At 45.0% G+C, this 26,533-nt stretch carries 20 protein-coding genes; 11 read left to right on the top strand and 9 right to left on the bottom strand.

Annotation, left to right across the window (positions count from 1 at the left end; genetic code table 11):
* Positions 1-3 precede the first annotated feature (3 nt).
* The gene (locus tag BKB51_RS03770) at positions 4-1,308 is read left to right on the top strand and encodes a hypothetical protein (RefSeq protein ID WP_085899748.1); all 1,305 of its coding nucleotides are present in this window, start codon (positions 4-6) and stop codon (positions 1,306-1,308) included.
* Positions 1,309-1,512: 204 nt separating this feature from the next.
* Here BKB51_RS03770 and BKB51_RS03765 read toward each other — a convergent pair whose 3' ends face one another.
* The gene (locus BKB51_RS03765) at positions 1,513-1,944 is read right to left on the bottom strand and encodes a VOC family protein (RefSeq protein WP_198946618.1); all 432 of its coding nucleotides are present in this window, start codon (positions 1,942-1,944) and stop codon (positions 1,513-1,515) included.
* A 106-nt stretch (positions 1,945-2,050) separates the two neighbouring features.
* Positions 2,051-2,980, bottom strand: a complete 930-nt coding sequence (locus tag BKB51_RS03760; protein WP_085899747.1) for a class I SAM-dependent methyltransferase — start codon at positions 2,978-2,980, stop codon at positions 2,051-2,053.
* A 161-nt stretch (positions 2,981-3,141) separates the two neighbouring features.
* Between BKB51_RS03760 and BKB51_RS03755 the strand changes: the two genes are divergently transcribed.
* The 3 genes from BKB51_RS03755 to BKB51_RS03745 all read left to right on the top strand — a co-directional run bounded on the left by BKB51_RS03755 (position 3,142) and on the right by BKB51_RS03745 (position 5,740).
* Entirely contained in the window at positions 3,142-4,107 is a 966-nt protein-coding gene (locus tag BKB51_RS03755) for an ArgK/MeaB family GTPase (RefSeq protein WP_085899746.1), read from the top strand.
* Entirely contained in the window at positions 4,104-5,330 is a 1,227-nt protein-coding gene (locus BKB51_RS03750; RefSeq protein WP_085899745.1) for a Card1-like endonuclease domain-containing protein, read from the top strand. The genes BKB51_RS03755 and BKB51_RS03750 overlap by 4 nt, the downstream gene beginning before the upstream one ends.
* 77 nt (positions 5,331-5,407) lie before the next feature.
* Entirely contained in the window at positions 5,408-5,740 is a 333-nt protein-coding gene (locus BKB51_RS03745) for a DMT family transporter (RefSeq protein ID WP_085899744.1), read from the top strand.
* Here the strand turns inward: BKB51_RS03745 and BKB51_RS03740 are convergent.
* Together BKB51_RS03740 and ygfZ are read right to left on the bottom strand one after the other, a co-directional pair.
* Positions 5,729-6,271 (bottom strand): GNAT family N-acetyltransferase, encoded by a 543-nt coding sequence (locus tag BKB51_RS03740; protein ID WP_085899743.1) that lies wholly within the window; start codon positions 6,269-6,271, stop codon positions 5,729-5,731. The genes BKB51_RS03745 and BKB51_RS03740 overlap by 12 nt on opposite strands.
* Entirely contained in the window at positions 6,268-7,161 is an 894-nt protein-coding gene (ygfZ, locus tag BKB51_RS03735; RefSeq protein ID WP_085899742.1) for a CAF17-like 4Fe-4S cluster assembly/insertion protein YgfZ, read from the bottom strand. Before ygfZ ends, BKB51_RS03740 begins: the two co-directional genes overlap by 4 nt.
* A gap of 178 nt (positions 7,162-7,339) precedes the next feature.
* On the opposite strand from ygfZ, the gene BKB51_RS03730 reads away from it, so the two are divergent.
* Together BKB51_RS03730 and BKB51_RS03725 are read left to right on the top strand one after the other, a co-directional pair.
* Positions 7,340-8,308, top strand: coding sequence for a glycosyltransferase family 9 protein (locus BKB51_RS03730; protein WP_085899741.1), 969 nt, complete (start codon positions 7,340-7,342; stop codon positions 8,306-8,308).
* A 30-nt stretch (positions 8,309-8,338) separates the two neighbouring features.
* Complete coding sequence (locus BKB51_RS03725) at positions 8,339-9,139, top strand: glycosyltransferase family 2 protein (protein ID WP_085899740.1); 801 nt, start codon at positions 8,339-8,341, stop codon at positions 9,137-9,139.
* Positions 9,140-9,159: 20 nt separating this feature from the next.
* Here BKB51_RS03725 and BKB51_RS03720 read toward each other — a convergent pair whose 3' ends face one another.
* Positions 9,160-10,185, bottom strand: coding sequence for a glycosyltransferase family 9 protein (locus BKB51_RS03720; protein ID WP_085899739.1), 1,026 nt, complete (start codon positions 10,183-10,185; stop codon positions 9,160-9,162).
* A 467-nt stretch (positions 10,186-10,652) separates the two neighbouring features.
* Here BKB51_RS03720 and BKB51_RS03715 point away from each other — a divergent pair, with 467 nt between their 5' ends.
* The 3 genes from BKB51_RS03715 to BKB51_RS03705 all read left to right on the top strand — a co-directional run bounded on the left by BKB51_RS03715 (position 10,653) and on the right by BKB51_RS03705 (position 13,901).
* Positions 10,653-11,699, top strand: coding sequence for a glycosyltransferase (locus tag BKB51_RS03715; RefSeq protein ID WP_125911777.1), 1,047 nt, complete (start codon positions 10,653-10,655; stop codon positions 11,697-11,699).
* Entirely contained in the window at positions 11,696-13,042 is a 1,347-nt protein-coding gene (locus tag BKB51_RS03710) for a dihydroorotase (protein ID WP_085899737.1), read from the top strand. Before BKB51_RS03715 ends, BKB51_RS03710 begins: the two co-directional genes overlap by 4 nt.
* A gap of 160 nt (positions 13,043-13,202) precedes the next feature.
* On the top strand, positions 13,203-13,901 hold the full coding sequence (locus tag BKB51_RS03705) for an MOSC domain-containing protein (protein WP_085900200.1): 699 nt from the start codon (positions 13,203-13,205) through the stop codon (positions 13,899-13,901).
* Positions 13,902-13,936: 35 nt separating this feature from the next.
* On the opposite strand, the gene BKB51_RS03700 is transcribed toward BKB51_RS03705, so the two are convergent.
* The gene (locus BKB51_RS03700) at positions 13,937-14,548 is read right to left on the bottom strand and encodes a 2-hydroxychromene-2-carboxylate isomerase (RefSeq protein WP_085899736.1); all 612 of its coding nucleotides are present in this window, start codon (positions 14,546-14,548) and stop codon (positions 13,937-13,939) included.
* 347 nt (positions 14,549-14,895) lie between these two features.
* On the opposite strand from BKB51_RS03700, the gene BKB51_RS03695 reads away from it, so the two are divergent.
* Together BKB51_RS03695 and BKB51_RS03690 are read left to right on the top strand one after the other, a co-directional pair.
* Positions 14,896-20,391 carry a DUF5801 repeats-in-toxin domain-containing protein gene (locus tag BKB51_RS03695; protein ID WP_085899735.1) on the top strand — a complete coding sequence of 1,832 codons (5,496 nt, stop codon included), beginning with the start codon at positions 14,896-14,898 and terminating at the stop codon, positions 20,389-20,391.
* A gap of 942 nt (positions 20,392-21,333) precedes the next feature.
* Positions 21,334-24,063: a type I secretion C-terminal target domain-containing protein gene (locus tag BKB51_RS03690; protein WP_125911776.1), complete on the top strand. Its 2,730-nt coding sequence runs from the start codon at positions 21,334-21,336 to the stop codon at positions 24,061-24,063.
* 112 nt (positions 24,064-24,175) lie between these two features.
* Here BKB51_RS03690 and BKB51_RS03685 read toward each other — a convergent pair whose 3' ends face one another.
* From BKB51_RS03685 to BKB51_RS03675, 3 genes are read right to left on the bottom strand one after another with little or no spacing between them, the layout of a single operon-like run.
* The gene (locus BKB51_RS03685) at positions 24,176-24,724 is read right to left on the bottom strand and encodes an L-2-amino-thiazoline-4-carboxylic acid hydrolase (RefSeq protein ID WP_085899733.1); all 549 of its coding nucleotides are present in this window, start codon (positions 24,722-24,724) and stop codon (positions 24,176-24,178) included.
* Positions 24,725-24,727: 3 nt separating this feature from the next.
* Positions 24,728-25,039 carry a hypothetical protein gene (locus tag BKB51_RS03680; RefSeq protein WP_085899732.1) on the bottom strand — a complete coding sequence of 104 codons (312 nt, stop codon included), beginning with the start codon at positions 25,037-25,039 and terminating at the stop codon, positions 24,728-24,730.
* A 13-nt stretch (positions 25,040-25,052) separates the two neighbouring features.
* A complete protein-coding gene (locus BKB51_RS03675) occupies positions 25,053-26,531 on the bottom strand; it encodes an MFS transporter (protein WP_085899731.1) in 1,479 nt (492 codons plus the stop codon).
* Positions 26,532-26,533 lie beyond the last annotated feature (2 nt).

The raw sequence follows: 26,533 nt of genomic DNA, 5'->3' as shown, positions 1-26,533 counted from the left end.
TAGATGAGATCGCGTTTCATCCTTTTTAAAAAAGTGAAGCTGATCAAGTTGGCTGCTCTGGTTATTGTAACCGGGGCCGTCGCATTGGGGGCGTCTATTCTTTCTGCGGTATCTGCCAGTCAGGCGCAAGCTCAGGAACAGGCAGATGAAGAAGAAAGCGACATTTATTGGGAATACTCTGGTTCTGCGAGTTTGGACTTACGGGTTTTTCCTGATTCAGCCCTGCACAGCGGACAACGGGATCAACATTTGAACCCCTCTGTCGTTCTGGAACCAGAGTTTCTGGTGGAATGGAACGATGGCGATGATCGTATCGACTTTAAACCCTTTCTTCGACTGGATGCACAGGATGATGAGCGTCGCCACGGTGATATCCGCGAGTTGAAATACCAGCACATTGATGATGGTTGGGATCTGAAAGTCGGGGCAGACAAGGTCTTTTGGGGCGTAACAGAATCACGACATCTTGTTGATATTATCAATCAAACTGATGGCGTTGAAGATGTCGATGGTGAAGACAAACTAGGCCAACCCATGGTCAATCTGGGTATCCAGAATACTTGGGGTGACATTAACATCTTTGCTATGCCCTATTTCCGGGAGCGTACCTTCCCAGGGCGGAAAGGGCGCTTAAGATCTGCATTGCCCGTAGATACTGATAACGCAGAATATGAGTCTGATCTGGAAGAGTTCCATCCTGATTTTGCTCTACGTTATTCGACTGTTCTTGGTGATTGGGATCTGGGACTTGCTCATTTTTATGGAACAAGCCGGGAACCTCGGTTTGTGGTTAAACCGGATGGTAACGGGCAGCCAAAATTGATTCCTTTCTATGATATTATCAATCAAAGCTCGATTGATGTTCAGGCCACTTTTGATGAGTGGCTTTGGAAAGGTGAAGGCATATATCGCCGAGGGCAGGGGGATGACTTCATCGCCTTTTCCGGGGGTGTTGAATATACTTTCTTTGGGATTATCGGTGATTCTGGTGATTTGGGATTACTGGCCGAATATCACTATGATGGTCGAGATCAGGATGAAGCACCTGGTGCTGTGTTGGATGATGATATCTTCGTTGGGGCGCGTATAACTCTCAACGATGTTGAAGATACTGACTTCCTCGCAGGTGTTATTGTTGACCGTTTAAGTCATGCTCGAAGCTTTTCTATCGAGGCAGATCGACGCCTTAATGACAGGTGGACAATTGAAGCGGAGTTGCGGATCACTGATGGTCTGACAACTAAAGAACTGCAGTATGACGTTCGTCGGGATGACCATCTTCAGGTGCGCCTTAGTTACTATTTCTAGTAAGTAATACCAATGTTTCTTTTTGGGCGTAAAACTAATTCTGCGCTTTCGGGTTTTCTATTCCCCGATAGGTTCCATCCGAAAGCAAAGAAGAAAGGGCCGCATTTTGCGGCCCTTTTTGCTGCGGTATATCTTCTATCGGCTAATGCCGTATTGCTATAGAATACGAACAGGGAAAAATAAATTTGGTTATTGATTTTCTATTCAGGTAGCAAATAGCTCTTTTTCAATGTTTTTGAAGCCCTTGAACTCCAGCGCGTTCCCTGTGGGATCAGTGAAGAACATGGTTCCTTGTTCCCCTGCTTCCCCTTTGAAGCGAATGTAAGGCTCTATTATAAAATCATCGATGATACCGCGCATGCGTTCTGCGAGGGCTTGCCAGTCTTGCATTTGTAAAACAACCCCACAGTGTGGAACCGGGACGCCATGGCCATCAACGGCATTTCGGATTTGAGCGACGCTACCGTTTTTCCCCAATGTTTCATCCAGATGAACCACGAATTGATGCCCAAACATATTGTAATCAATCCATTTATCGCTGCTCCTGCCCTCGGAAAAGCCCATCTTTGTGCCATAGAATTCTCTGGCTTCGTCAATATCCCGAACCGGAACAGCAATATGGAAAGGTGTTAGCATCTTTATAGCTTTCTCATGTTTTTTTATTGGAGTATGTTTTCTAATGTTATTTGAGGTTTCAATACTTTCTTGCCGGATTACTTTCCTTCGTAATGACTTATAAGTATTAGCCCTTTCTAAAAACACCCTGAATGACGGATATTTTGTTTAGCGCCAGGTTCTTTTTCAAATTCTTGGCGCGTTCAGGAAAATCTTTGCCAATAAAAAGTGCTGGATTAAGGTCGTTAGATAATTTGTTCTGGTCATTCCCTGTAGCGCTGTAGTTATGAAACCACAAGTGAGTTTCAGCGGTTACATCGGTCCAGATTTCTCTGTGAAATCCGAGATCTTTCAGAATATCCCGAATGACTTCTCCGGCGACCAGGTGGTTGTGTTCGGCACGGCTTGCCCAGGGAACCGGCAGGTGTATTTGACGTTCTTCGTCTGTTTTAAGGCTATCGTTCGAAAAGATGTCGTGAAACAGAAACGTGCCACCGGGCTTAAGAACTCGTTTTATTTCGGAATAAAAAGCTTTTTTATCTGCAATATTCATTGATGTGTGCTGGGTCCAGACGGTATCAAAATGATTATCGTCATAGGGCATGTTACAGGCATTTCCATGGGTGATATGAATACGTTTATCTAACCCACAAAGACGATTTAGCAATATTGCTGTTTCACAAAAATCTTTTGTCAGATCAATGCCATGAACCTTACAGACAAATCTCTCGGCGATAAAACGAGCTGGTCCACCAATGCCACAGCCAATATCCAGAAGCTCGGATCCGGGATGTGCGGAAAGGTATTCGCTTAGTTCTTGTGTCGAGGCACGGCCTCTGGAATGGAGATGATCAAAAACTGAAAAATCCTGCGCACTGTAAGGGGGCTTTTGTGTATTGTCATTGCTCTCTTGATTACTTGTCTCATGCCGTAGATAGGAGGTATCTACCTTTAGCAAACTTGCGACTTTTTCTGCAAGATTAGTCTCGTCACCATATTTAATACCTTGCTCTTCTTTCATTTGACGCTCTTCTTTCATCCCACGTTCTTGTCTCATCCTTGACCTTCTTTTTGTTTCGGGGCTTTAGGTGGATGTGCTTTTATTATCTAAGAAATCTATAGTGAAATAAAGCAAAGCGGTAGTTATTTTAATGCCGTGGCAGGTTGCTTTTGCTAGCATTGCGCTTTGCAGAGTTTGATTAAGGGGCACATTGGATAATGACAGAGTGTGTGACACTGGGGCTGGTATCTCTTCGGCAAGGTGGAAAGTTAGCTTTTTCACGCGCGCTTTCCGGGCTGGAACAATCTTATGAGAAAATGCTGCCCCTTTTGAGTGAATGTTATGCCGAACCTTGTGCCCAGGTCATTGGCATTACAGGGCCGCCCGGGGTTGGTAAATCGACTTTGTTGTCTGAAATGATTTCGCTCTATCGCGCGAAGGGACAAACCGTCGGGGTTATTGCAATTGATCCCTCGTCAAAACAATCTGGTGGGGCTTTTCTGGGGGATCGGGTTCGTTTTGTTACGGATCCGGAAGATCAGGGGGTTTTTGTGCGGTCGATGGCGGCACGTCAAAGATTAGGGGGACTGGCTGATCACGCCACTGCCGCAATGGTTCTGATGCGCGCTGTATTTGATATCGTCTTGATTGAAACCGTCGGGGTCGGGCAGTCTGAGACAGATATATCCAGTGTTGCGGATAGCATTGTGTTTTGCGTTCAACCTGGATCGGGTGATTCCTTACAATTTATGAAGGCCGGTATTGCTGAAATTCCTGATATAGCTTTGGTGACAAAGGCCGATTTAGGGAAAACGGCAGAGCGGGCAAAAGCCGACTTGCGCGGGGCTTTATCTTTGACGTCCACACGTTCAGATGAATGGGATATTCGAATTTTATCGCTTTCAGCAAAAGATCATACCTCCAATAGTCAGAATGGTGTGCAGGAATTCATATCCGCCCTTGATGAGCATTATCAGTATATGCAAGCAAACGGAAAACTTACTGAAAGGCGTTACAGACAGGCACAGCATTGGTTGTTTGAGGGACTAAGAGAGAACTTTGGACGTAAAGGCCTTGATTTTATCCAGCAAAAAAAACTCCTATCCGATAATTTAGATCAATTTTCTCCCTTTAAACTGTTGGGGCAGATAAATAGTAAACTTGATTTTGTGATAGCTGAATGACAGAGACAAGATCAGGGCCTGTCCATATCTGTCTGGTATCTGATACCAGTTTGCCAAACCTCAATCCGGCTTTGGCGAAGATAGCAGAGAGCCGATTTTTCCCTGCCAAGCGTGTATTACTTCTATGTGATACCCGCCATCTGGAACAGGCGCGTTATCTTAAAGAGACACTTGTGGATCACCAAATAGCTGTTGATATTCACACCATTGGCGACGGGCTTGATCCGGTAGAAATTTCACCTTTAGTTGGGCAAATTTCTACTGTGTTCGAAACTCTTTCTCCTGATGAAAAGCAATCAGTTGTACTCAATGCTTCTGGCGGCGGGAAAGCACTTAGTTTAGCTGCTGTATCCGTTTTTATGCGTAATCACCTTCCAGCTTTTTTGGTGGATGCAAAAAATGATCGAATTGTGTGGTTAAGCGGCGCGGAGCGATCAAATCTTGATATTCCTGATAATGCCTCTCTTGAAGATGTATTATCGGGTAATGGATTTAAAATTACCTCACCGAATCCTGTGCGACATGATCTCAGCGAGAAGATGGTGCGACTTGGGGAGAGAATGGCCAAAAATGCGAAGAAATTTTCACCAGTTATTGGTGCTTTTAACGGATATATGAGCCGGGTAAAAGAAAACAAAGGTTACTACCAAGCCGGACCTGTTTCACATAAGTTACTTAAAAATAATGATTTTATACATATGGTAGATTGCTTTCGAGAAACTGGATTTCTTGAATGGAAAAAGCAGCATTTGGTGTTCAGGGGACAGGATGCTGCGAAATTTTTGAGAGGTGGTTGGTTTGAGCTATATGGCTATGCTGTTATTAACCAGCTCAAACGCGAATGGGCAGAACAGAATTATCCGGTGCAGATTGGTGACATTGCAAGTGGCGTAAATATTGAAGCACCAACAGGCTCGCGAAACGAAATTGACATTGCCTTTCTTTGTAACAATCGTCTCTATCTTATTGAGTGTAAAACCGGGTATTTTAGCTCCAGTTCTCATTCCTCAGGCCCATCGAGTACGATGCTCTATAAACTGGATTGGCTAAAAGATTTAGGGGCGCCTGCCAGTAAAACAGCTATTTTTAGTTACCGCTCTTTACCTGATCATGATCGGGAACGCGCGCGACAGATGCATATTGATGTCGTGGCGGGATGGCCGGATATTGCAGACTTAAAAACTTTTCTTAAAAACTGGATTGAAGTGCCGCAAACAAACTAGTCCTTTAGATAGCTTTATGGTCTAAATGGATGACGAGTTCTAATTGTGAGCTATCTTTTACCTAAAGGCTAAGTCCCATGTCCGTTTATGTCATATTGGCAATTGCGATCGTAAGCGAAGTCATAGCAACGCTTTCATTAAAAGCAGCGGATGGTTTTACAAAGCCTTTGCCGACGACTGTCTCGATTGTTGGTTATTTAATCGCGGTCTATTTGTTGTCGATTGTGACCAGACAACTGTCTATTGGTGTTACCTATGCCGTCTGGTCTGGTGCTGGTATCGTTCTAACCGCCGGACTTGGCATTGTCATCTACGGTGAGAAAATGGATCTGGCTGGTGTTATCGGGATCGGAATGATCATAGGCGGAGTGCTAATCCTTAATCTGATTTCAAATGCATCAGGACATTGATCCATTCGCTGGTTTTATAGCTAAACGATAGCAGAATTCTTCTGAATTACTTTTATCTGGTAATTTTCGTGTTGTTGCCTGTTTGATGAAATCTAACTTCTCATATAATTGATGTGCTTTGGTAAAGCGTGTATCCGTCCAAAGAAATAGTTCCGCAATATTTCTATGGCGGGCTTCTTTTATGACTTCATTCACCAGGTGTTGCGCAAGGCCATGCTCCCGGTAATTGGGTGAAACATAGAGCTTTTTTAACTCCATTTTCCTAGTGCCCGATAAGCGAGGTTCTGATTGTGTAAAACCGCAAACTGCGACTAAGTTTTCTGGATCAAATGATGACCGGATCCCTAATAGCTTACCATTGTGATCTTCAAAGTGAGACGCAGGTTTCAGAAGTTCTATTTCTTCCTGTATATCGAAGATAACACCTTGATTTTTGTACTCCTCATAACAAGATTTTATCAACTTGATTAATGAGGAGGCATCGGTGTCGGCTACCGGGTTTTGCTTGAATTTTTGATCAAGCTTTTTCATGAAGTGATTTCTATCCAGTCGGGAAGTTGGGGTGTTACAATTGCTTTATCACAAAGCAACTGGTCAGATCCTAGTGCGTCAATTTTAAGTGTTGCTAGGCCCTGATTGCCATAAAGGGACCTCAAGACACCAACGTTTTCTCCTGTGTTGGTGATATCTGAACCAATAGCGGGTAACGAACCTGTTAATGTCACAGGGACAAGGCGTTTTTTTATGAGTGCACGGTATTTGGTACGGGCTGTAAGCTCCTGACCAATATAACAACCCTTATCCCAATCAATCGCGCCTAACTCATTAAAGCCATTTTCAAGTAGGATTGACTTTTCGATTTCAAGGTCGCGGCTACCGTCAGGAATTCCAAGAGCGACCCTTGCTCGGTCATAGTTTTCGAGAGTACCTTCTGTTAGGGCATATTTTTCAAGGAATACGGCAAGGCTTTCAGTGGGGATAATAGCTCTTGCCCCCATGGCCTGATGGCGGGGGTCGATGTAAATACAGCCACCTAATACTTCTTTGCTGACACCTTTTTCGTTTGGGACCTCAAACTGTTTGCTTAGGTCGCGACCTTGTAATGCAAGGATTGTGTATTGATCATTTGTTTGTTCAAGTGTTGCTTTTGATCGCATCTTATAAAGTTTAAGGCGTCTCAACAGGTCGGCGGCGCGCTCTTTTTCACAATCCAGAAAAAGACCTCCATAAGGAGATGAGGTCACAAAAAATTCGTGAAGGAATTTACCTTGCGGTGTTAACAAAGCTGACCAGACTGACTTTGTCGAGGTAACCTGACTAATATCTTGAGTAACAACAGCTTGCAAAAAGGGAATGAGTTCGTCACCGTCCAGTTTTAGAGCAGTTCGATGTTCAAGTTTTGTTACAACAATATCACTCATTTTTTTCAATCTCTGTGAACGATTATGTGATGAACTGAATAACCAGGATGTTTGTGAGGGTAGTCAGCCGCATTGAAATATTTAGTATGATATATAAGCTGTTAGAAGTGTTGATGAAAGAGTAAGCTTGCTATAAATCATCTAAAACTTATTTAAGCCCTTTGCTGGAATAGCTGCGTTGAGAATACTTTTTATTACATCTAACAGAATTGGTGATGCCGTTTTATCAAATGGTGTCTTACAATCAATGTTAGATCAATATCCGGGTGCTAAAGTTACTATTGCTACAGGGAGCATTGTGGCTTCCCTTTACGAAGCAGTACCCGGTCTGGAAGAGATAATCCCTGTCTCAAAGTTAAAATATCATGCTCATTGGCTCAAACTTTGGGCACGGTGTGTCAAAAAACGTTGGGATGTGGTCGTGGATATGCGTGGTACGGGCATTAGCTATTTTCTCGCCGCAAAGCGCCGATTGATTCACACATCGAAAGATGGACAGGTTCATCGTGTTGTTGAGCTATCAAAAGTGTTAGATAGTGTGGAACCTCCTTCTCCAGTTATTTGGACTGATGCTAATCACAATAAAAAAGCTGCAGAGCTTATCCCTGATGGCAAAGAAGTTCTGGCTATAGGCCCTGCGGCAAATTGGAGTGGTAAGCAATGGCCCGCAGAAAATTTTTCTCAATTAGTACAAATGCTGGTCCGTCCCCGTGGTCTCTTGCCCGATGCGCGCCTTGTGGTTCTGGCTGCGTCACATGAGAGAGAACAGATCGCATCTGTATTAACCTCTTTACCTGAAAACCGGGTGATTGATCTTATTGGTCATGATTTGGTTACAGTTGCAGCTTGCCTAAAGCGGAGCAGCCTTTTCGTTGGCAATGATTCTGGTTTGATGCACCTTGCCGCTGCCGCCGGTGTAAAAACTTTGGGCTTGTTTGGTCCTAGCCCTGAGTGGCGCTATCATCCTTGGGGGGGCGATTGTGCTTGTGTCCGGACGCCAGAAAGCTATCGGGAAATTATCAATCATCCAAACTATGATTATAGGCATGGTGCTGAGAGTTATATGAGATCCCTTGCTGTTGATACCGTTGTTACTGCAGCAGAAGAGCTCTACAATCGGGGGCACAACATGGATACCGTTTTATAAAAAGCTCCCGCCTGTATATAGGAAAAATATATGCTTATAGAAAATGATACGCCCCACGCTGATATTCAGTTGTCGGCGTTGCTTGTTATCCATAACGAGGAAGAGCGTATTCGTGATTGTCTTGAACGTGTTAAGTTCTGCGACGAGATTGTTGTTGTGCTTGACCGCTGTACTGATCGATCAAAAGACATTGTTTTGGAATATACAGATCGTATTGTTGAGGGCGGTTGGCCTATAGAAGGTGACCGGAGAAATACGGGCAACGATATGTGTCGAGGGCAATGGGTTCTGGAAATTGACGCTGATGAACATATTACCCCTGAATTGGCCCAGGAAATCAGATCAACTATTCAGCGGGATGATGCTGATTATTATTTAATTCCAGTTGATAATTATATCGGCAGTAATTTGGTTCGCTATGGATGGGGTGCTCAGTTTGGAAAAGCGTCTGCTTCTTGTTTGTGTAGAAAAGGCGTTAAGCGCTGGGGGAATGATCGGGTACACCCTAAGCTGCACTGGAAAGAAGGTACTCGTCGCGGCGTAAAACTGGAAAACAGATTAGTTCATTATGTGGATAATAATATTTCTGATATGATCAGGCGTTTTGATTCCTATACCACAGCCAGGGCAAAAGATTTGATTGATAGTGGCGAGATCGGGACCATGCCGCATAATGCCCGCCGTATTTTTAGCCGTTTTTGGCGCTGTTTTGTCCGCCGGAAAGGGTATAGGGAAGGGGGCTATGGTTTTCTTATCGCAACGTTTGCCGCACTTTATCCGATGGTTTCGCATATTAAGGCACGCTACGAAGCAGAACAGTTAAAGCCTTAAGGATCAAACTGTTGCGCGAATTAATGGGACTTTGATGCAGGTATGGCGGCGGCCACTCTTTCAAGTTCTAGATTCTGTAAATCATCAACCTGTATGATTTCTACATCCGGGCCAATCGGGGAAATTTTGTTGGGATCTGAGGCATTTGAAAAGAGCACAACAACAGGGCAATCCGCTGCAGAAATCAGATGCATTGGTCCGGTATCATTCCCAACTGAGAACTGAGCTTTTCTTGCGATAACGGCGATTTGTTCCAGATTTGTTTTTTCACAAAGATTAACTGCTGCCGAGCAAGAATTTTTGATTTGATCGCATTCTTCCCGCTCTGCTTTTGTTCCTATAATGACCGGTGTGATCCCCAAATGAGTCATATGGTTGGCGAGCTCGGAATAACGCACAACGGGCCATCGTTTTTCAGGGCGATGAGGAGCCCCACCAGGTACAAGAAGGGCGTAAGATCTTGGTAATGCGAGATCATCGACATCTGCTTTGATAAATGACAGATCCGGAAGTTGGATATTTGTAATACCGGCGACAGCAAGCTGTGCTTTTTCTCTTACAGAAATATGAAAAATACCCTCGGCTGGCTTTTCATAATAATGTGAACACCCGCGAACATTCCCGACCCATTCTGGTTTTTTTGCTGGAAACAACTTGTAATAAAAGCTGGTGCGTTCATTGCGTTGTAAATCATACACTCGGTCGAATTTGTGCGAACGCAGGGTTTTCCGAAGTTTTAGAATGGCGGGTATTTCATAGATCTTTGGTTTGCTGTCTGTAAGTACAGAGTTGAAGCAGCCGCTGGCTTTTGCAAGTGCAAGGTAGGGTTTCGTGGTTAATAGAGTGATATCCGCGTTTGGATGATATGCTCGAATAGCTTGGAATGAACGTATGGAGAGAATGAAATCGCCAAAAGCTGATAATTTAATGACCAAAACTCGTTTGGGAACCCCTGGTGTTGGTGTGGTGTCACCAACATTCGTCGCGCCGTCAAAGGCAACAAGATCAGGGTCTTCTGTCGTTATGTCAGGGCGTTCAACTGTCATGCTTCTACCATGTTAGTTTATTTCTTCGAACACACTGTTAGTTTGGCTTCGTTGGTTGGTTTATACCGATAATTTATGAAAGCATAAAACTTTCTCCAAAATCCAAAACAGCCAAGACTTGAAAACAGCAAGCATAGCACACTTTCAGTATGAAAGGTGTCGATAAGGATGTAATCTGAAAATAGTGTTATGAAAACCTTATAGTGTAATAGCTTAATCGAAATTTTTTTTTAAGAATATGGTTTTGTGCCTTGGACGCAATTTGGTCACAAAAATTCTTTTATATATTTAGAGATATTATTTCAGTTAATTAGTGATTATCTTTACTTAATCGTCTAGTTAAAGTTTGTTTTTATTGAGATCTAGGGTAAAGAGAAGGCTGAATTATTGAGCTTTCATCTTGAGTACATGCTCATAAATGATTGGGCGAATCAGGTATCAGGGTTTAACCGGGGAGAACCGACAAGGTGAAGGTCCTATTGGTTTTGGGCGCAGGGGGCGAAGGCGGAGCTGAAACCTTCTATATACATATAACACTGGCTCTCCATCGTGCAGGTATTGAAACTCAAGCTGCTCTTCGACAAAACGATAATCGTGTTGATCTGTTTAAATTTGCGGGTATCGAGACGCTTGTTCTTCCCTTTGGTAAGCTTTTTGATTTTAAGACCAAAAAAGGACTAAAGCAGAAAATCAAAGAATTCAGGCCTGATGTGGTCATGACCTTTATGAACAGGGCCACGTCCTTGTGCCCAAAAGGTGATTTTTTGCACATTGCCCGTTTGGGGGGGTACTATAAGCTCAAGAACTATAAAAATTGTGATCATCTGATCGGTAATACTCGGGATATCGTGGATTATTTGACGTCAGTTGGATGGCCTGCGGAAAAATCCCACCACGTCCCCAATTTTGCCTCTGTTGAGGTTGATGCGGCCCCAGCTTCCAGAGCGGATCTGAATACACCTGATGATGCGACTGTCCTGTTGTCTTTGGGACGACTGCATGAAAACAAAGCCTTTGATATCTTGTTGCGTGCGGTGGAAATAGAAACCCGCCCCTATGTATGGATTGCGGGTGAAGGGCCTCTTCGTGAAGAGCTTGAGACCCTGGCTAAAGACCTTGGTGTACTGGATCGTGTCCGCTTTTTGGGTTGGCGCAATGATCGCGGGGCATTATTGGCGGCGGCAGATATTTGTGTTTTCCCCTCTCGGTTCGAACCTTTTGGTTCTGTTATGATCGAGGCTTGGGCCACAAAAACGCCGTTGGTGACAACGCGGACAGCCGGACCGGAAGAGATGGCCGCTGACAATCATGATGCACTTATGGTACCTGTTGATGATTATAAGGGGATGGCAGCGGCGATTTCCCGGGTTATAGATGAGGAAGGCTTGGCCGAGCGCCTGTCGGTAGCTGGTTTTGAGACTTACAGGAAAGACTATACAGAAGAGGCATGTGTACAAAACTACATTGATCTCTTTGAGAAACTATTAGCGCAAGAAAAAAGGATTGCTTCATGAGCGAAAGCTACGACCTGATCATTAAGGGCGGTGATGTTGTTACACCGAACGGAACCGAGAAAATTGATGTCGGTGTGAAGGACGGGCGCATTGTTGCTCTCGGTAATCTAGATGGGGCAACGTCCAGAGATGAATATGATGCGACAGGACAACATGTTCTGCCCGGGGCCATAGATACTCAAGTTCATTTTCGCGAACCCGGACTGGAGCACAAGGAAGACTTGGCTTGCGGTACCGCTGCTGCAGCGTTGGGTGGTATTGTTGCCATCTTTGAGATGCCGAATACCAATCCTAATACCCTTGGTCCTGTGGAGCTTGCTGACAAGCTGGCCCGTTGTGAAAACAGAGCTTGGACCGACCATGCTTTCTTTATCGGGGCTGCCGAAGAGAATGTGGATGAACTTGGCGAGCTTGAAAAGCTTCCGGGCTGTGCCGGGATCAAGATCTTCATGGGCTCTTCAACCGGAAGCCTACTGGTCGAAGAAGAGGGATTGTTGGTTGAGGTTCTGAAAAACGGAACACGTCGCTGCCCGGTACATGCAGAAGATGAAAACCGCCTTAGAGAACGTTTTTCCCTCGTCCGTGACGGTGCGGAGCCGACGATGCATCCAGTCTGGAGAGACCCGGAAGCGGCTGTCCTGGCCACAACCCGGATCTGTCGTCTTGCTCGCCAGACAGGTCGCCGTGTCCATGTGTTGCATGTGACAAGTAAGGATGAAATGCCAATTCTTGCGGCAAACAAAGACCTGGTGACGGTTGAAACCACGCCGCAACACCTGACGCTCAGTGCGCCGGGATGTTATGAAGAACTTGGTACCTTTGCCCAGATGAATCCACCAATTCGGGATGAAGAACATCGTCTTGGTTTATGGGAAGGTATTCGCACGGGCATTGTTGATGTGCTGGGATCAGATCATGCACCTCATACACTGGAAGAAAAACAAAAGCCTTACCCTGCGTCCCCATCGGGCATGCCGGGCGTGCAAACGTTAATGCCTTTAATGCTCGATCATGTGAACAAGGGCAATCTGTCGCTTGAACGTTTGGTTGATCTGACGGCTTCAGGTCCGGCACGTATTTATAATATCGCGGGGAAAGGGCGCATCGCTTGTGGCTTTGATGCCGACTTCACGATTGTTGATATGAACAAGGAAGAAACCATCAGCAAAGATTGGCTAGCCTATAAGTGCGGGTGGTCTCCTTTCGAAGGTGTGACGGTTAAGGGGTGGCCGATGGCGACAATTATCCGTGGCACTGTTGTCATGAAAGATGGTGAGTTGATTGGTGATCCACAGGGGAAACCGGTTCGTTTTACGGATACGGAACCCGCTAAGAACTCCTGATCCGAATAGCCTAAGAGCAGCATTAGAATAGTGATACTATCAAACAAGGGCCTGGAATGATTTTCCAGGCCCTTGTTTGATCTTGCTTCTCATGAGGAGCTTTGGGATAAGTTTTAATCCTGCCTTATATTATTTGATATCCAGAATTGAGATCCTGTTTATGGTCAACCAGAATTATATTCTTGAGAATATTCTAACGGGAAAATCTGTGCCCTTTGGACCAAAGGGGCAGCCAAGTGCTATCGCGAAGAAATCAGTGTCTGGTGTGCTGAAAGTTACAAAGCTGGGCTTTGTTGATGATGAGCAAGCTGATCCAAGACATCACGGTGGGCCGGAAAAATCGTTGCACCACTATACGCGTGATCATTATCAAACTTGGCTTTCTGAATACCCGGATATCAATCCTGATGTGTTGAAGGTTGGCGGGTTTGGCGAAAATATTTCGACATCAGGATTGCAGGAAAAGGATGTTTGCATCGGAGACGTCTTCCGCTTTGGGTCTGCGACCGTTCAGGTTGCGCAGGGACGTCAGCCTTGCTGGAAACTGAATGTCCGCTTTTCTTTTTCCAAAATGGCGGCGCTTGTTCAGAAAACTGGTCGCACGGGTTGGTATTATCGTGTTCTGGAAGAAGGAAGTGTTGAGCAAGGTGATGTATTAAGTTTGATCGAGCAACCTAATCCAGATTGGAATTTGGCACGTATTCAGAATGTCCTCTATGTTGACACTCTCAATCGGGAAAATTTGCAGGCACTGGCATCATTGAAAGAGCTGGCAGAAAACTGGCAAGCGCTGGTCCACAAGCGTTTGTCTCGCCTTGAAGTGGAAGACTGGCGCCCACGATTGGAAACACCGACCTGACGCGGGCTTTGTTTTATTTTTTGGAGTTTGTCTTGTTAACCTTGAATCGCACGTTCGACAAAGTCCAGTCGGTCCTGCCCATAAAAGTTCTCGCCATTAACAAAGTATGTTGGGGCACCAATGACACCGCGCATAATGGCTTCTCGACAATTGCGCTGCAGTTCAGCTTGAACTTCGGGCGACAGCGCTTCTTTGATAAGGTTTGGCAGGTTTTCAAAACCAGCACTTTCGCAAAGTTCTACTATTACATCTTCATCAGCGATATCACGATCATCCCGCCAAAGGGCTTCCACAACCTTGAGGCTGAGTAAATTCAGGTCTCCCGTTTCTTCACGCTCTTTTGCGCGTTGAGCGGCAATAACAATACCAGAAGGGAGCTCTACAGGGCCATCGTGGTGGATGGGTTCGCGCTGGAGAGAAATGCCGAGATATTCTGCCCAACGTAGCGCATCATTCATGGCGTAGTTACGTAACATCGTCGGACGATTATCAAAGGGGAGGCCGCCAATGGCAGGCATCGTGATCGAAAGGATGATCGGGCGATGAATAATTTTGCGATTATATTTTTGTGCCAGCGCATTCAAGCGGGCAGCACCGAGGTAGGTAAAGTTAGACCGTGTTGAATAATAATAATCGATAGTTTTCATATGTATTCAGGCCCCCGATGCTTTTTATGTATGCTTTATGTGTTGTGCTTATATTCTCTGAGTTGAAGATAATGATATTCAGACTTTGAGGAAATAAACAATTTAGGGAACATGTATTTTTGTGCACCAGAAATAACCCGATTCCGATAAGTGTATAAAATTAAAAATAAATAAGCTATATAATCAATATAAAAATCATACATATTACTATAGTTTTTCAAGATAACGCGATTGCGATTTTTCCAATCATCTATATAGTTGATGCCAATATTATTAGTTTTCTTACAGGCTGCCGGATTAAATTGTGACAGCCTGTTTTGACGAAATATCGAACGGGGTTCTCACATATGACTGATGGTCTGACAAATACAGGTAACGAAACTGTTTCTGGAGAAGAAGGCAAAGATCTTCTGGTTGGGCAGGCTGCTTCTGCTCTTGAGGTAACAGCCCCTGCAGGTGGTGAAACCAAAACCATCTCTCTTGAGAAGGGTCAGACAGCAACTCTGAGCTTTGATGCGACAGCTGCAACCCCGGTACTGGAAGGCAATGACTTTGTTCTGACCTTCGACAGTAACGGTGACGGTAGCGCCGACAGTCGTATCGTTTTTGAGAATCTGGTTGAAAACGCACAGGGTGCGGATGCGCCTGTTCTTGTTATTGGTGGTATCGAACTTTCTTCCAACCTTCTGATTGGTCAGGCCCAAGCCCTTGCCGAAGGTGAAACGCTAGAGACCGCAGCTGGCGCAGGCGCTGGCCCACAAGGCGGTGGCGGTAGCACCTATGATGAAAATCTTGGTGACATTATTGATTTGTTACAAGCGCAGCAAGGACTTGGTGGTACTGGTCTGGAATTTGAGTTACTTGCTGATGGTGGTGATATCACTGATCCGGCCGAAGGAGTATTTGAACTGTCATTTTTGACAGTACAAACTGAAGTTCCTGATGAAGGTGACGAAGAAAACTTTGTTTCCGGTACTTTCTCTGGCGGTTTTGAAGACTGGCAGCCAAATCAGCATTTGGGCGATGAAAGTACATTCCCAATGCAGGTTGAGTTTAACTTTACCCCTGCTGATAACGAAACACTTGATTCTGTTGTAATTGAAGCTCTGCCTGAAGGTGTTGAGCTATATATCGGCGGAAGTGAGGCGGGGGACCTCTTTACAGGCTCTTTCCCGGTTACGATTAATCCAGAAGATTTTGATGCTGTCTTTATTCGCCCACCAGAACATTCCGATGCTGACATTACCGTGAATGCAACGGCAAATATTTCAGATCCTGATTCTGGCGAAAGCGCGTCAATTCCAGCAACATCGGTTGCTATTGTTGATGCAGCCGCTGATTTACCAACTTTTGAAGATGGTAATAATAGTGATGATTTAAGAAGTCAGACAGAGAGCCTGAAGGACGTTTCAATTAAGGAAGAGGGCGCCGATAGAGAGGGTGAAACCGGAAACGAGGGAGATGCTGATAATGCGGATATCAGATTACCTGTAACGGTTACTTTCCCGGACTATGCTGATGATTCAGAAGTTCATGAACTGGTTCTGGATGGTGTGCCTACAGACTGGAGCATCCACGAGATAAGTGGTGCAAAAATATGGCAAGTCGATGGGGATGTTGTCAGGGAAGTAACCTTTGTAGATGGTGAAGCGGTGCTTGGTGATCCTATTACGGATACTTCTAAATGGCCTGCTGCCCTTCAGTTTGCAATTACTGATGTTGATCCTTCTGATGACGAAGCACCTTTCCAGCCGTTAAAAAGCGAACAAGGCGGTGACAACTTTGTTCGCTATATCATCGACGTGTCCGAAAAGGTTGATAAAGAAAACGATGACGTAGATGATGGCGGCAACTTTGATTCTGATAATGATGGAAGCGGCACATTAACCACAAATGTTGTCTTCAGTCCAAATGACTGGACAGATCAACGTCTTGCCAATGGTCAATTGCACAAAGATGGTGATGCTAATATTTCAATTCGTGCTGTTGCAACAGAAGTCGGCAATGCGACTTCTGGTGATGAGTTGACGGACGCTGATGGAACACCTGTTGATGAGAATAATCAAGCGGTTACAGATACTGTTATTGTAAATGTTTCTGTGGCCGAAGATGCACCAGAACTTCAACCCGTAACGCTTGTTCACGATGAAACACCTGGAACTGCTAATGATGATGGTAAGGGGAATGTGAATGGTGGCGAAAATGATGAAGAAATCGATGTTCCAAGTGATATCACAGATAGCTTTAATCGCATGTTTGGTGTGCCGCAGCAACCAACCCTTGCTTCTGTAACAGAAGGCGAGCAGATTATTCTTCCGCCAAGATCACTTCCCGAGGCAATCGGTCAGGCGGTAAATGCTATTCATTATGATCTGAAAACAGATGGCGCAAATGATGAGGAAAATAACTCTGATCTTGCGAATGACAATGCTGCTACTGATGAGCAGGAAGCCATTGAATTTGATCTTTCCAGCGTGAATCTTAACGGTATGGAATCAGCTGGCTCAGTTGTTTCTTTGCAGCAGGACCCAACTGATCCACAGGTTGTTTGGGGGGTGACTTCGAACGGTGGAATAGTCTTTGCCCTTCACATTGACGGTACGTTGAATGATGGGGACAATACTGGTCAGATTACTTTCGTACAGTATGCGCAGATCGATCACTCTACAGACGGTGACGGTGACGAAGGTGAGTATGATGATACATTCTCATTCGAACTTGCTTACAAAGTTACTGATGACGAGGGTGATGCAGCTTCTCAGAGCGTTACTGTAACTGTTCAAGATGATGGCCCATCAATCCAAACTTCATCTGCGTCGATGGATGAAAGTGACGCACTTTATGGTACATACAGCCTGTTTGGTGCTGATGAGACCGTAACAATTGATGTTGCTGATGCCGGGCGCGATTCTGCAGGGTTCCATAACACGATCGGATACTATGTTTCCGATGCTGACGGCAATCCTATCGGTGGCAAAATTATTCAGCCAGACGCGCACGATCTGACTTCTACCTCTGTTACCTTTAACAAAGCTGATTACCCAGAGGGTGCCACCGTTGGTATCTTCTTGATCCCGAATGGTGATAATCAAAATTCAGGCCTTGCGGCTGGTGATGATGTTACCTTCAAATTTGAAGGCGGCAAGTGGGTTGCTTATAAAGGCACTGATGCTCTTTCTGGTAGCCAAGAGCCTGCTTATTTCTCTAACTCTGGTCTGAACCCGGATGGTTCCTCGCATGTTGTGAACAACACGTATCCCGGCAACCAAAATTGGGAAGATCTGCGTAATCCTAAAGGTGATGGGGATTACAATGATGTAAACTTAATTGTTAAGGTGACGGGTGCTGACCCTGTTGATGGATGTGGTGTGGCCGTCGGTCAAATGACATTTGATGTTGGAACCGACGTGGTTGGTCATAGCTTTAATGTTGAGGCCCCAACGGGTGTTACATCAGCAACAGAAACCGTCACAACGGAAACTTCTACTTCTGCTGATGGCCGCTTTATTACAATTGAAGCGGAAACAACTGGCGGTGATGCTGTTTATACCTTCGTGTTTGATACGACTAACGGTAAATACGAGTTCACACAGTATCGTCAGCTTGATCACGATCAGGATGGATCTACACCTGCGGATCATGATGACCTGCTTGCGCTTGGTTTCAATGTGACATTGACCGATGGTGATGGTGACACGGCTTCTGCAGTTGCAACAATCAACATTGATGATGATGGTCCTTCTGCCCAGGCAGATGCAGTTTATACTGATGAAACATCTGGACGTCAGCGCAATACAGATGAGATCCGCTTCCGAGATCTGCCAAATGATTTCCCTGATCTTGTTGATGGAGATCCGATTTCAGCGGCTAAAGAGAGCCTTTCCTTTGATTTTGGTAAAGACAAAATTGGCGGAAAAGTTGATCTGACAAATGCTGACGGCAATGCCTATACTGGCGAATTATCCGGTTTGAAAGATGCAGCGACAGATCAAGATATCAAGCTGTTTAGCGAAGATGAAAACACCGTCGTAGGGCGTTTGGATAGCGGTGAAATTGTTTTTGTTGCCTACATGTCGCATTCTACATCTTCAGAAAGTGCTAATGTTTATTTCGTTCAATACCGTGGTGTTGAACATCCGAATAAAGGGTCGCACGACGAAGATATCAACCTGAATAAACTGTTCTATACAGTGACCGATGGTGATGGTGATACGGCGACTGCAAATATTCGTGTGAATATCGTAGATGACGAACCTATCGCCGTTGCGGATACCGCGTCTGCCATTGCTTATGGTGATGATGTTGTTGAGGGCAATGTTCTTGATAATGATACTCAGGGTGCTGATGGTGCTAAGGTTACCAAGGTAACTTTTGAAGGTGACGAACATGCAGTTTCTACATCTGTTGAGACTGTCATTATTGGCGATCATGGTAAATTGACGATTTCGTCTGATGGTGAATTTCGCTACGAAGCTTTCCAGAATGATGATACTAACTTGATCCAGAATGGTAGTTTTGAAAATGGCCATGGCCTTGGTAATGGCAGATGGGGAACATTTGACAGTATTGAGGGCTGGACAAAGGGTGACGGATCAAAGTTCGAAGTTCAGAACAGTTCTGGTAAACTTGGTGGATTGGAAGCTGAAGATGGTACTGCCAAGGTTGAACTTGATGGACATGGTAGCAATCCTAATGCCACTGTTCAACAAGTTGTAGCTGGAACCAAAGAGGGGCAGGACTATACCTTGACGTTCTCTTACTCTCCACGTCCAGGTGATGGCGCTGCTGATAGCAGTAGCATGAACGTGTTCTGGAATGGGGTTCAGGTCAAAGAGATTGACTCAACCGGTTTGGCTAATGGTTGGAGAACGATTACCGTTGTTGTTAAAGGAACAGGGGCTGCTGATACAGTCTTGGCCTTTAAAGGTGCCGGAACAGCGAACACATTTGGGGCCTACATTGATAATGTAAGTCTGGTTGCAAGTGAAGCCGGTGGTGATGATGTCTTTACCTATGAAATCACAGACGGTGACGGTGATAAATCCAGCAGTACATTTAGTGTTTCTGTTGATGCTGATAATACTGTTGATTTCTCAGATAGTGGTGAAGGCATCCAGGCATTCTTGAACTATGATAATGGTCCTGTGGGTGGTGCTAATGCACCAGGAAGCAGACCTGCTGATGGGTTCTCTGGGCTCTTTGGAGAAGCAGACGGCACGCTTGATGGCATTGATAATCTGGTTGCGACTGATCACGGAGATTATGTGTACGGTAGCGAGGCAGACAACATTGTTCTACTTGGTGCGGGTAACGATACTTTTGATGATCGTCATAACGGTTCAGGCAATGATCGTGTTGATGGCGGTACTGGTAACGATACCATGTGGACCGGCGATGGAGAAGATATCCTGATCGGCGGTACTGGCAATGACAACCTGTCAGGTGAAGCTGGTAATGATATCTTGATCGGTGGTTCAGGTAATGACCGTATGTCTGGCGGTTCTGGTTCTGATACCTTTGTCTTCAAAGCTGATACTGTTGGTGATATCGATACTGTTCGAGATTTTAAAGCGTCTGATGGTGATGCTCTTGATCTGAGTGAACTTCTTACAGGTTTTGCCGCTGGTGCTGATAGCGATGCGACAGCAACAGTTCTGCAAGATTATCTGTCAATCAGTCAGGATGGTTCGACAACAGTAATTACCATAGATCAAGATGGCTCTGGTTCTGATAGCGATGTAACAATCAGGCTTGAGAATAATGATCTCACCTCTGGTGGTTCGATTTCAGAACACGATGCGATCCAATCTTTGCTTGATGCAAATAATTTGATTGTAGAGTAAATTGTAACGATCTTTGTTCTGCGAAGAATTAAAAAGCCCCGGACTTGATTGTCCGGGGCTTTTTTTTGTATCTATGTGGCTGTTAACAAAGTGATTTGGAATTTTTTGTCAGAGAATAGCACAGAGGATTGGCAAGGGAATGTTTGCTGCCTTTGAGTTCGAGTAAATTTGCACGCTTGGCTACTCGTATTTCTCGTGTGATCGCAACGGTCTGAAAGATAGCGAGGTAGAAATGGATTGCGATGATAAGGCCGCTGAGGATTTGCCCAGCTGAGGATCGAGTTATACTCAAAGGTAATAGAGCCTCGATCTCTTCAATTATCTTATAGGTCTGATCATGGTCATAAATGTATCCATTAATATTATGATTTCTTTTTATTCTATGACAGATTGTAACAAAGCGCCTTTTATACTTTTATAGCCATCTGGAGTGGTCAGATGCTCATTGATGATCATTCCCATCCTATGTTGGATGAAGGTGCTTTCTTCTAATAGTACAAAACCATTTATCTGTGAAATGACAGAGATACCTTCCATTTCACTCTCTCCACGTTGTGAAAATTCAATGAAAAGGCATTTGATCTGTTTTCTGGTATGGGGCTGTATAGGATTGTTTTTGGTCCAAAAACATACGCCAAACAATTGAAAAAAAATTGCGATAAAAAGATTGATTTTATCTGAAATTATTTTTGAATTTAAAATGTATTTACATCAATTTTTATCTAAATGGTCATTTTTACTAACTATTTAAAATTAAAGATAAAAATAAAATAATTATTAAATTTATATCATACATATTTGTGTAGGCTTTTAAGATGTTTTTCTATCAAAAATTTGTATTTCCAGCTATGATGTATAGGTGCAAAAAAGCTCTTTTTGACCTGTTGATTTAAGGTCTTGGGTACAACCAGAGCTATGTTATGAATTTAGATAATGGTGATTATGTTGACTAAAGTTGCAAGCGAAATTGTCTCTGATAAACCTACAGGTGATGTTTCTGGCGAAGCTGGTCGCGATCAGCTTGTTGGTCAAGCGGCAACAACTGTTGATGTAACGGTTCCGAATGCGGGCGAGACGACAACGGTTACGCTTACCAAAGGGCAATCAGCCAACCTGAATTTTGACGCATCTGGTGCAACCCCCGTTCTCGAAGGTAATGACTTTGTTCTGACCTTTGATCGTAATGGCGATGGTGCTTCCGATAGTCGGATCATTTTTGAAAACCTGGTTGAAGAAGCGCAAGGTGCTGATGCGCCGGTTCTAATTATCGGTGGTGTTGAACTTTCCGCTGGTCTTTTGATTGGTCAGGCACAAGCACTAAACGCCGGAGAAACATTGGAAACAGCAGCAGGTGCAGGTGCTGGACCACAAGGTGGCGGCGGCAGTCAGTATGATGATGAGACGGGTGATCTTGTTGATCTACTGGACGCACAGGACACATTAGGCCGTACTGAGCTTGATTTTAATTTGTTGGATGATGGCGACGAAGAAACTCTGGCAGAATTAAATGGTGTGCCGGTTAATAATGCTGTGGCACCTGTTAATGTTGAAGTTCACGAAGATGCCTTAAAAGGGGCGAATGCTGAAACTGGCCAAGGTCAGACAACTGAAATTACGATTACTGCCGAAGCTTTGGCAACCACGGTTGATGCCGGAACAGATGGTCTGGGCGGTTTTGATTTTAACGAAAACATCGCTGGCCCGGTTGGTATAACCTCTCAGGGTGAAGCCGTAAGCTATAAAGTCATTACCGATGGTTCGGGTACGGTTATTGCTGTTCAGGGTGTCACAGGTTCTGGTGATGGTGAGCGCGTTATTTTTGAGCTAACCAAAGATGGTGACGATTTTAACTTTGCCCTTAAAGATCAAATTGATCACACACCGAATACCCCTGCCAATGATGATGGGCAATCGCTTGATCTTGATATTTCAGGTGCTTTCAAAGCCTTTGATACTGATGGTGACGAGGTTGTTCTTGAAACTGCGGTTACAGTAACAATTGAAGATGATGTTCCCGTTGCTGTTGCCGATAGTGAAACCTTGGCGGGTACGGGTACAAATACATCAGTAACAGGTAATGTTCTTGATAACGACGGTGTTGGTGCGGATGGTGGGACGATTACATCGGTTACTTTTGACGGTAAAGAACATGCTGTTGCTGCAGATGGTGTGACAGAGATCGTTGGCACGAACGGTACGCTACAGATTTCCGCAGATGGTGCTTATACCTATACGGCGACAGGCTATCAGGCTGGTGGTAATTTTTCTGTTGGTCGCTCGGGAACGGGTGGTCGTAGCAGTGATTGGGGTGATGTTAAACTATATGCATATGGCATGAGCGACACGCCTGATTTTGATGCTTTGGCAAGCACAGGCGCAAATGTAACATTTGGTAGTCGCGGTATTGGTGTATCCGGTGGATCGCCTGCACCTACTCAGATCAATCATGACGCGGTAACTGGTGAAAGTGAAAAGCTGGTTATTGATCTGCAAGCGGATGCAACATCAGCCACTGTTAAAGTTTCTAACCTCTATAAAACAGAGAGCAAGGGCGAACAGGGACAGTGGACTGCCTATGATGCCGACGGCAACAAGGTTGCGTCTGGTATTCTGAATGACCCAACAATTGATTACAACGGCAGCAATGTAGGTACTGCGACAATTGATACCGGGGGTGTTAAGTTCCAATATCTGGTATTTGATGCAATTGACTATGCTGATGGCGGTAGCCGCCGGGGCGATTCATCTGATTACTTTGTACGTCAGGTTAGCTTTACCACAGAAGAACAGGGTGCAGGCACAGATGTCTTTACCTATGAAGTTACAGATGGTGACGGTGATACGGCATCCAGTACATTAAGTCTGGTTGTGGATGGTGCCAATGCTGACTATTCAACTGCAACAGCCGGAATTCAGGCATTTCTGGATTATGACGGTGGTCCGGTTGGCGGTGCCAATGCACCTTCGGGTGGTGCGAACAATTCTGAGATTAAAGGCAAAGTCGGACTTTCTAAAGAGCTGGTCAGCGATGAAAGCCTTGAAGGTATTGATAATCTGGTCGCAACTGATTTTGGAGATTACGTTTATGGTAGTGCTACGGATAACGAAATTTCATTAGGAGGTGGTAATGATACCTTTGATGATCGCTATAATGGGTCTGGCAATGATACCGTTGATGGTGGTGCTGGAAACGACAGAATGTGGACTGGTGACGGCGAAGATACGCTGATCGGTGGTATTGGTAACGATATCCTGTCCGGCGAAAGTGGTGATGATCTTCTGATTGGTGGTGCCGGTGATGATATACTGAACGGCGGATCAGGTGCAGATACATACCAGTTCTCTGGCGCAGATGCAGACGGTACCGATACAATTGTCGGCTTTAATACTGGCCAAGGTGACGTTTTGGACCTAAGCGAGCTGTTAATGGATGACGGATCACTGGCTGCTGCGACAGATAATTCTGAACTGGCTGCTGCACTGAACGATTACCTTAATGTTTCTACCAATGGGTCAGACACAACCATTACCGTTGATAGTAATGGGGCGCTACCGGGTGGGGATAACGTTGTTATCGAACTGGATAATGTGAACCTGCTCAACGGCGGAACTTCTGAACTGGATGCTATTAAGTCGCTGTTGGATTCAGATAGTCTGGATGTGTTGGGGTAATTATTCCAGGCAGATTAACTTCTGATATCTGGTGATATGTGCCAGTGATATATCTGGTGGTAAGTAATGGCCTTGAAGCAATAGAGAAACCTGTTGCTTCAAGGCCTAATTTTTAGGTGTCCTTGTCATCGCCACTATCTTTGTGGCTTGGGCCGTTATGATTTGGGCCATCATAATTTGGATTGGCATTATCTGAGCTGTAGTGATAGCGAAAGTCACAATGGCTTGCGCCTTCCATAATGGTTTGGCTACGGTCTAGTTTGATTTTAGGGTCATAGCCCGTGCAAAAGGTTCCATCCCGGCTACAGGATAGAATATGACCGATTTCGCCTAATCCCATGTCGGCGTACATTTCAGCAAAGCGGCAACGCGTTACGTTATAATCCACGTTGTTTTCATTTTCCTGAAGGACATCAATCTCTAACGCACCATTTGCCATCCATTGTGGCAACAGCGCGTGAAAACTTAACAGCGATGTGTCTTTTTCTTGCGTGTCTGCATAGGCTTTGCCGTGTGAGATTGCATTTTTAACAATGGCATTTTTCAAAATTGACTTAGCTCGTTCAGCACCGACTTCGGCAACCATTTCATCATAGATTGGTTTAATGATATTTGCCTCTATCCGGCGCTGTTCCAGAATTGGTAAGTCTGTTTTGCTCATCTGTTACTCTGCGTTGCTGTGTGTGATCGTCAGGCGTAAGGGACGCTGAAAGGAATACTTGCTGCCTTCCATAGTAAGGGTCCCCTCGCGCAGGGCTTTTCGCACTTTTTTGTTAATCGGATTTACCTTTGTGAAGCCGATATAGAGATAAATCACCATCGCAATACCGCAGAGTACCTGTAACAAAAATATCCCGAGGAAAACCCCGGCTAAACCCATGCCGAGGGCTGCGAAAATCCCCCAGGTTAGAAGAGCATTGTATTCATAGGTTATACGCTCTGGCGTATCTTCGAGGATTTTATAGGCTTCGATCATAATGGCGGGGTCCTTACGAGGTCGTCGCAATTTGTGAAGCTTTGAGCTGTTTGTGCCTGAGATACAAACCTTCGATACAGGGGATCAAGGCAAAAACAATGACGATAACTTGTGCGATAAAGATAGCGCGATAGGTTTCGACTTCTTCCAAGCCATAAAGCTTGGCCCCTTGATAAACGATTTCCAGTATCTCAAGTCCAAATTCAGTTCCGAACATGATGACGAGGGCAGGTAACAGCGCCATAACCGGGTTGCCGCGACACTCTGCCATGACCACACCAACGATGATGGTTGTGACAAGCCCCATGCCAGCAGAAGCGATCATCTTGGACGTGTAAAAGAAGCCCGCATCAACTGGCAGGTCCGGATAGCGGATAAAGCCAATGGACCCAACAAGCAGCAGAAGAATGCCAATAATGAGCAAGGCCGGCATCATACGAGGCCAACGGACAAAAAGTGCACCGCCAAGGGCGACCGCGGCAATTTGGGCCGCTGCACCTAACGAGGCACGATCTTCGATAAGTCCCGGAGCGCAAAGGTGCCGGACAAGATAGGCCCCGTCAAAAAAACCTGTAGAGGGAATCTCCATAATAAAAAGGCCAATCAGCATGAAAGTCGCCGTTGGCGGAAGACCCTTGGGCACAGAGGTTGCGGAGCTATAGAGTGCCTTTGTTTTTTGTTGTTTTCTCTTGAGATAAAGGCCGGAAATTCCCGCAATTATAAAAAAGGCTACCATTAACGAAAGACTTATTGGTGATATAACCCCTGCGAGTGAATTGGACAGGGTCCATGCTTCGAATGCTGCTATCGCGACGATGATAAAGCCAATGGTGCGCCAGTCAATCCTGCCACTTTCCAACGGTTTGTTTTGTTCTACTGTTTGACGGGTGTTTTGATCCGTGACGGTTTTTAAAACTGTCCGGGTGAGAAACAGGTAAAAGATTGGGAAAATGGCAAAAATCAGAAAGTAATTTCCAGTTCCGATATCCAGCGCAACGTATTTAACCAACTGTGGTGTAATCAAAAAAGCAACGGGTTGCGCCGAGGTCCAGACGGTGGTTAGGAAAACCCGTTCACGTTCGTTCTCCACATCGTTGATGGCCAGTTGGGCTATGGGGGCAAAGAAAGAGATAAAAAAACCGCCCAATGCAAAGGTGATGATTACCATTAACTCACGGACAAAAAGAGCTGGCCCCATGGTCATGGTCAGGCCAAGTGCGGCATAGCATCCTGCGGCGACCAAGGCTGAGATAGATGCAATTTTGTGTGCCCGTTGACGCGTTAGCAAAAAGGGCGCCACTGCTAGTGCCATGACTGAACTGCCAATCAGCAACTCGACTAGGATTTGGGTTTTGTCGACAGAGATATTCAGGAAACTGGCAAATTCGCCCTCGGAAACAAAAACTGTCGAGGTGACAACAGATTTCAATGCGTTTCCGAGGAAGACAAAAGAGAGAATTTCCAGACTGACAACGCCAAATATCTTGTTCATTG

The organism is Kiloniella majae, from assembly GCF_002118315.1.
Classification (GTDB): domain Bacteria; phylum Pseudomonadota; class Alphaproteobacteria; order Kiloniellales; family Kiloniellaceae; genus Kiloniella; species Kiloniella majae.
The sequence above is the reverse complement of the archived record's forward strand: the minus strand, read 5'-3'. Positions and strand labels throughout refer to the sequence as shown.

What these genes read in the sequence shown, in the direction of transcription:
- BKB51_RS03680 (WP_085899732.1), bottom strand. Translation starts at nt 25,039, where the DNA reads ATGATCGAAGCCTATAAAATCCTCGAAGATACGCCAGAGCGTATAACC.
- BKB51_RS03770 (WP_085899748.1), top strand. Translation starts at nt 4, where the DNA reads ATGAGATCGCGTTTCATCCTTTTTAAAAAAGTGAAGCTGATCAAGTTG.
- BKB51_RS03705 (WP_085900200.1), top strand. Translation starts at nt 13,203, where the DNA reads ATGGTCAACCAGAATTATATTCTTGAGAATATTCTAACGGGAAAATCT.
- ygfZ (WP_085899742.1), bottom strand. Translation starts at nt 7,161, where the DNA reads ATGAGTGATATTGTTGTAACAAAACTTGAACATCGAACTGCTCTAAAA.
- BKB51_RS03760 (WP_085899747.1), bottom strand. Translation starts at nt 2,980, where the DNA reads ATGAGACAAGAACGTGGGATGAAAGAAGAGCGTCAAATGAAAGAAGAG.
- BKB51_RS03720 (WP_085899739.1), bottom strand. Translation starts at nt 10,185, where the DNA reads ATGACAGTTGAACGCCCTGACATAACGACAGAAGACCCTGATCTTGTT.
- BKB51_RS03675 (WP_085899731.1), bottom strand. Translation starts at nt 26,531, where the DNA reads ATGAACAAGATATTTGGCGTTGTCAGTCTGGAAATTCTCTCTTTTGTC.
- BKB51_RS03750 (WP_085899745.1), top strand. Translation starts at nt 4,104, where the DNA reads ATGACAGAGACAAGATCAGGGCCTGTCCATATCTGTCTGGTATCTGAT.
- BKB51_RS03700 (WP_085899736.1), bottom strand. Translation starts at nt 14,548, where the DNA reads ATGAAAACTATCGATTATTATTATTCAACACGGTCTAACTTTACCTAC.
- BKB51_RS03765 (WP_198946618.1), bottom strand. Translation starts at nt 1,944, where the DNA reads ATGCTAACACCTTTCCATATTGCTGTTCCGGTTCGGGATATTGACGAA.
- BKB51_RS03710 (WP_085899737.1), top strand. Translation starts at nt 11,696, where the DNA reads ATGAGCGAAAGCTACGACCTGATCATTAAGGGCGGTGATGTTGTTACA.
- BKB51_RS03740 (WP_085899743.1), bottom strand. Translation starts at nt 6,271, where the DNA reads ATGAAAAAGCTTGATCAAAAATTCAAGCAAAACCCGGTAGCCGACACC.
- BKB51_RS03685 (WP_085899733.1), bottom strand. Translation starts at nt 24,724, where the DNA reads ATGAGCAAAACAGACTTACCAATTCTGGAACAGCGCCGGATAGAGGCA.
- BKB51_RS03745 (WP_085899744.1), top strand. Translation starts at nt 5,408, where the DNA reads ATGTCCGTTTATGTCATATTGGCAATTGCGATCGTAAGCGAAGTCATA.
- BKB51_RS03725 (WP_085899740.1), top strand. Translation starts at nt 8,339, where the DNA reads ATGCTTATAGAAAATGATACGCCCCACGCTGATATTCAGTTGTCGGCG.
- BKB51_RS03695 (WP_085899735.1), top strand. Translation starts at nt 14,896, where the DNA reads ATGACTGATGGTCTGACAAATACAGGTAACGAAACTGTTTCTGGAGAA.
- BKB51_RS03690 (WP_125911776.1), top strand. Translation starts at nt 21,334, where the DNA reads ATGTTGACTAAAGTTGCAAGCGAAATTGTCTCTGATAAACCTACAGGT.
- BKB51_RS03755 (WP_085899746.1), top strand. Translation starts at nt 3,142, where the DNA reads ATGACAGAGTGTGTGACACTGGGGCTGGTATCTCTTCGGCAAGGTGGA.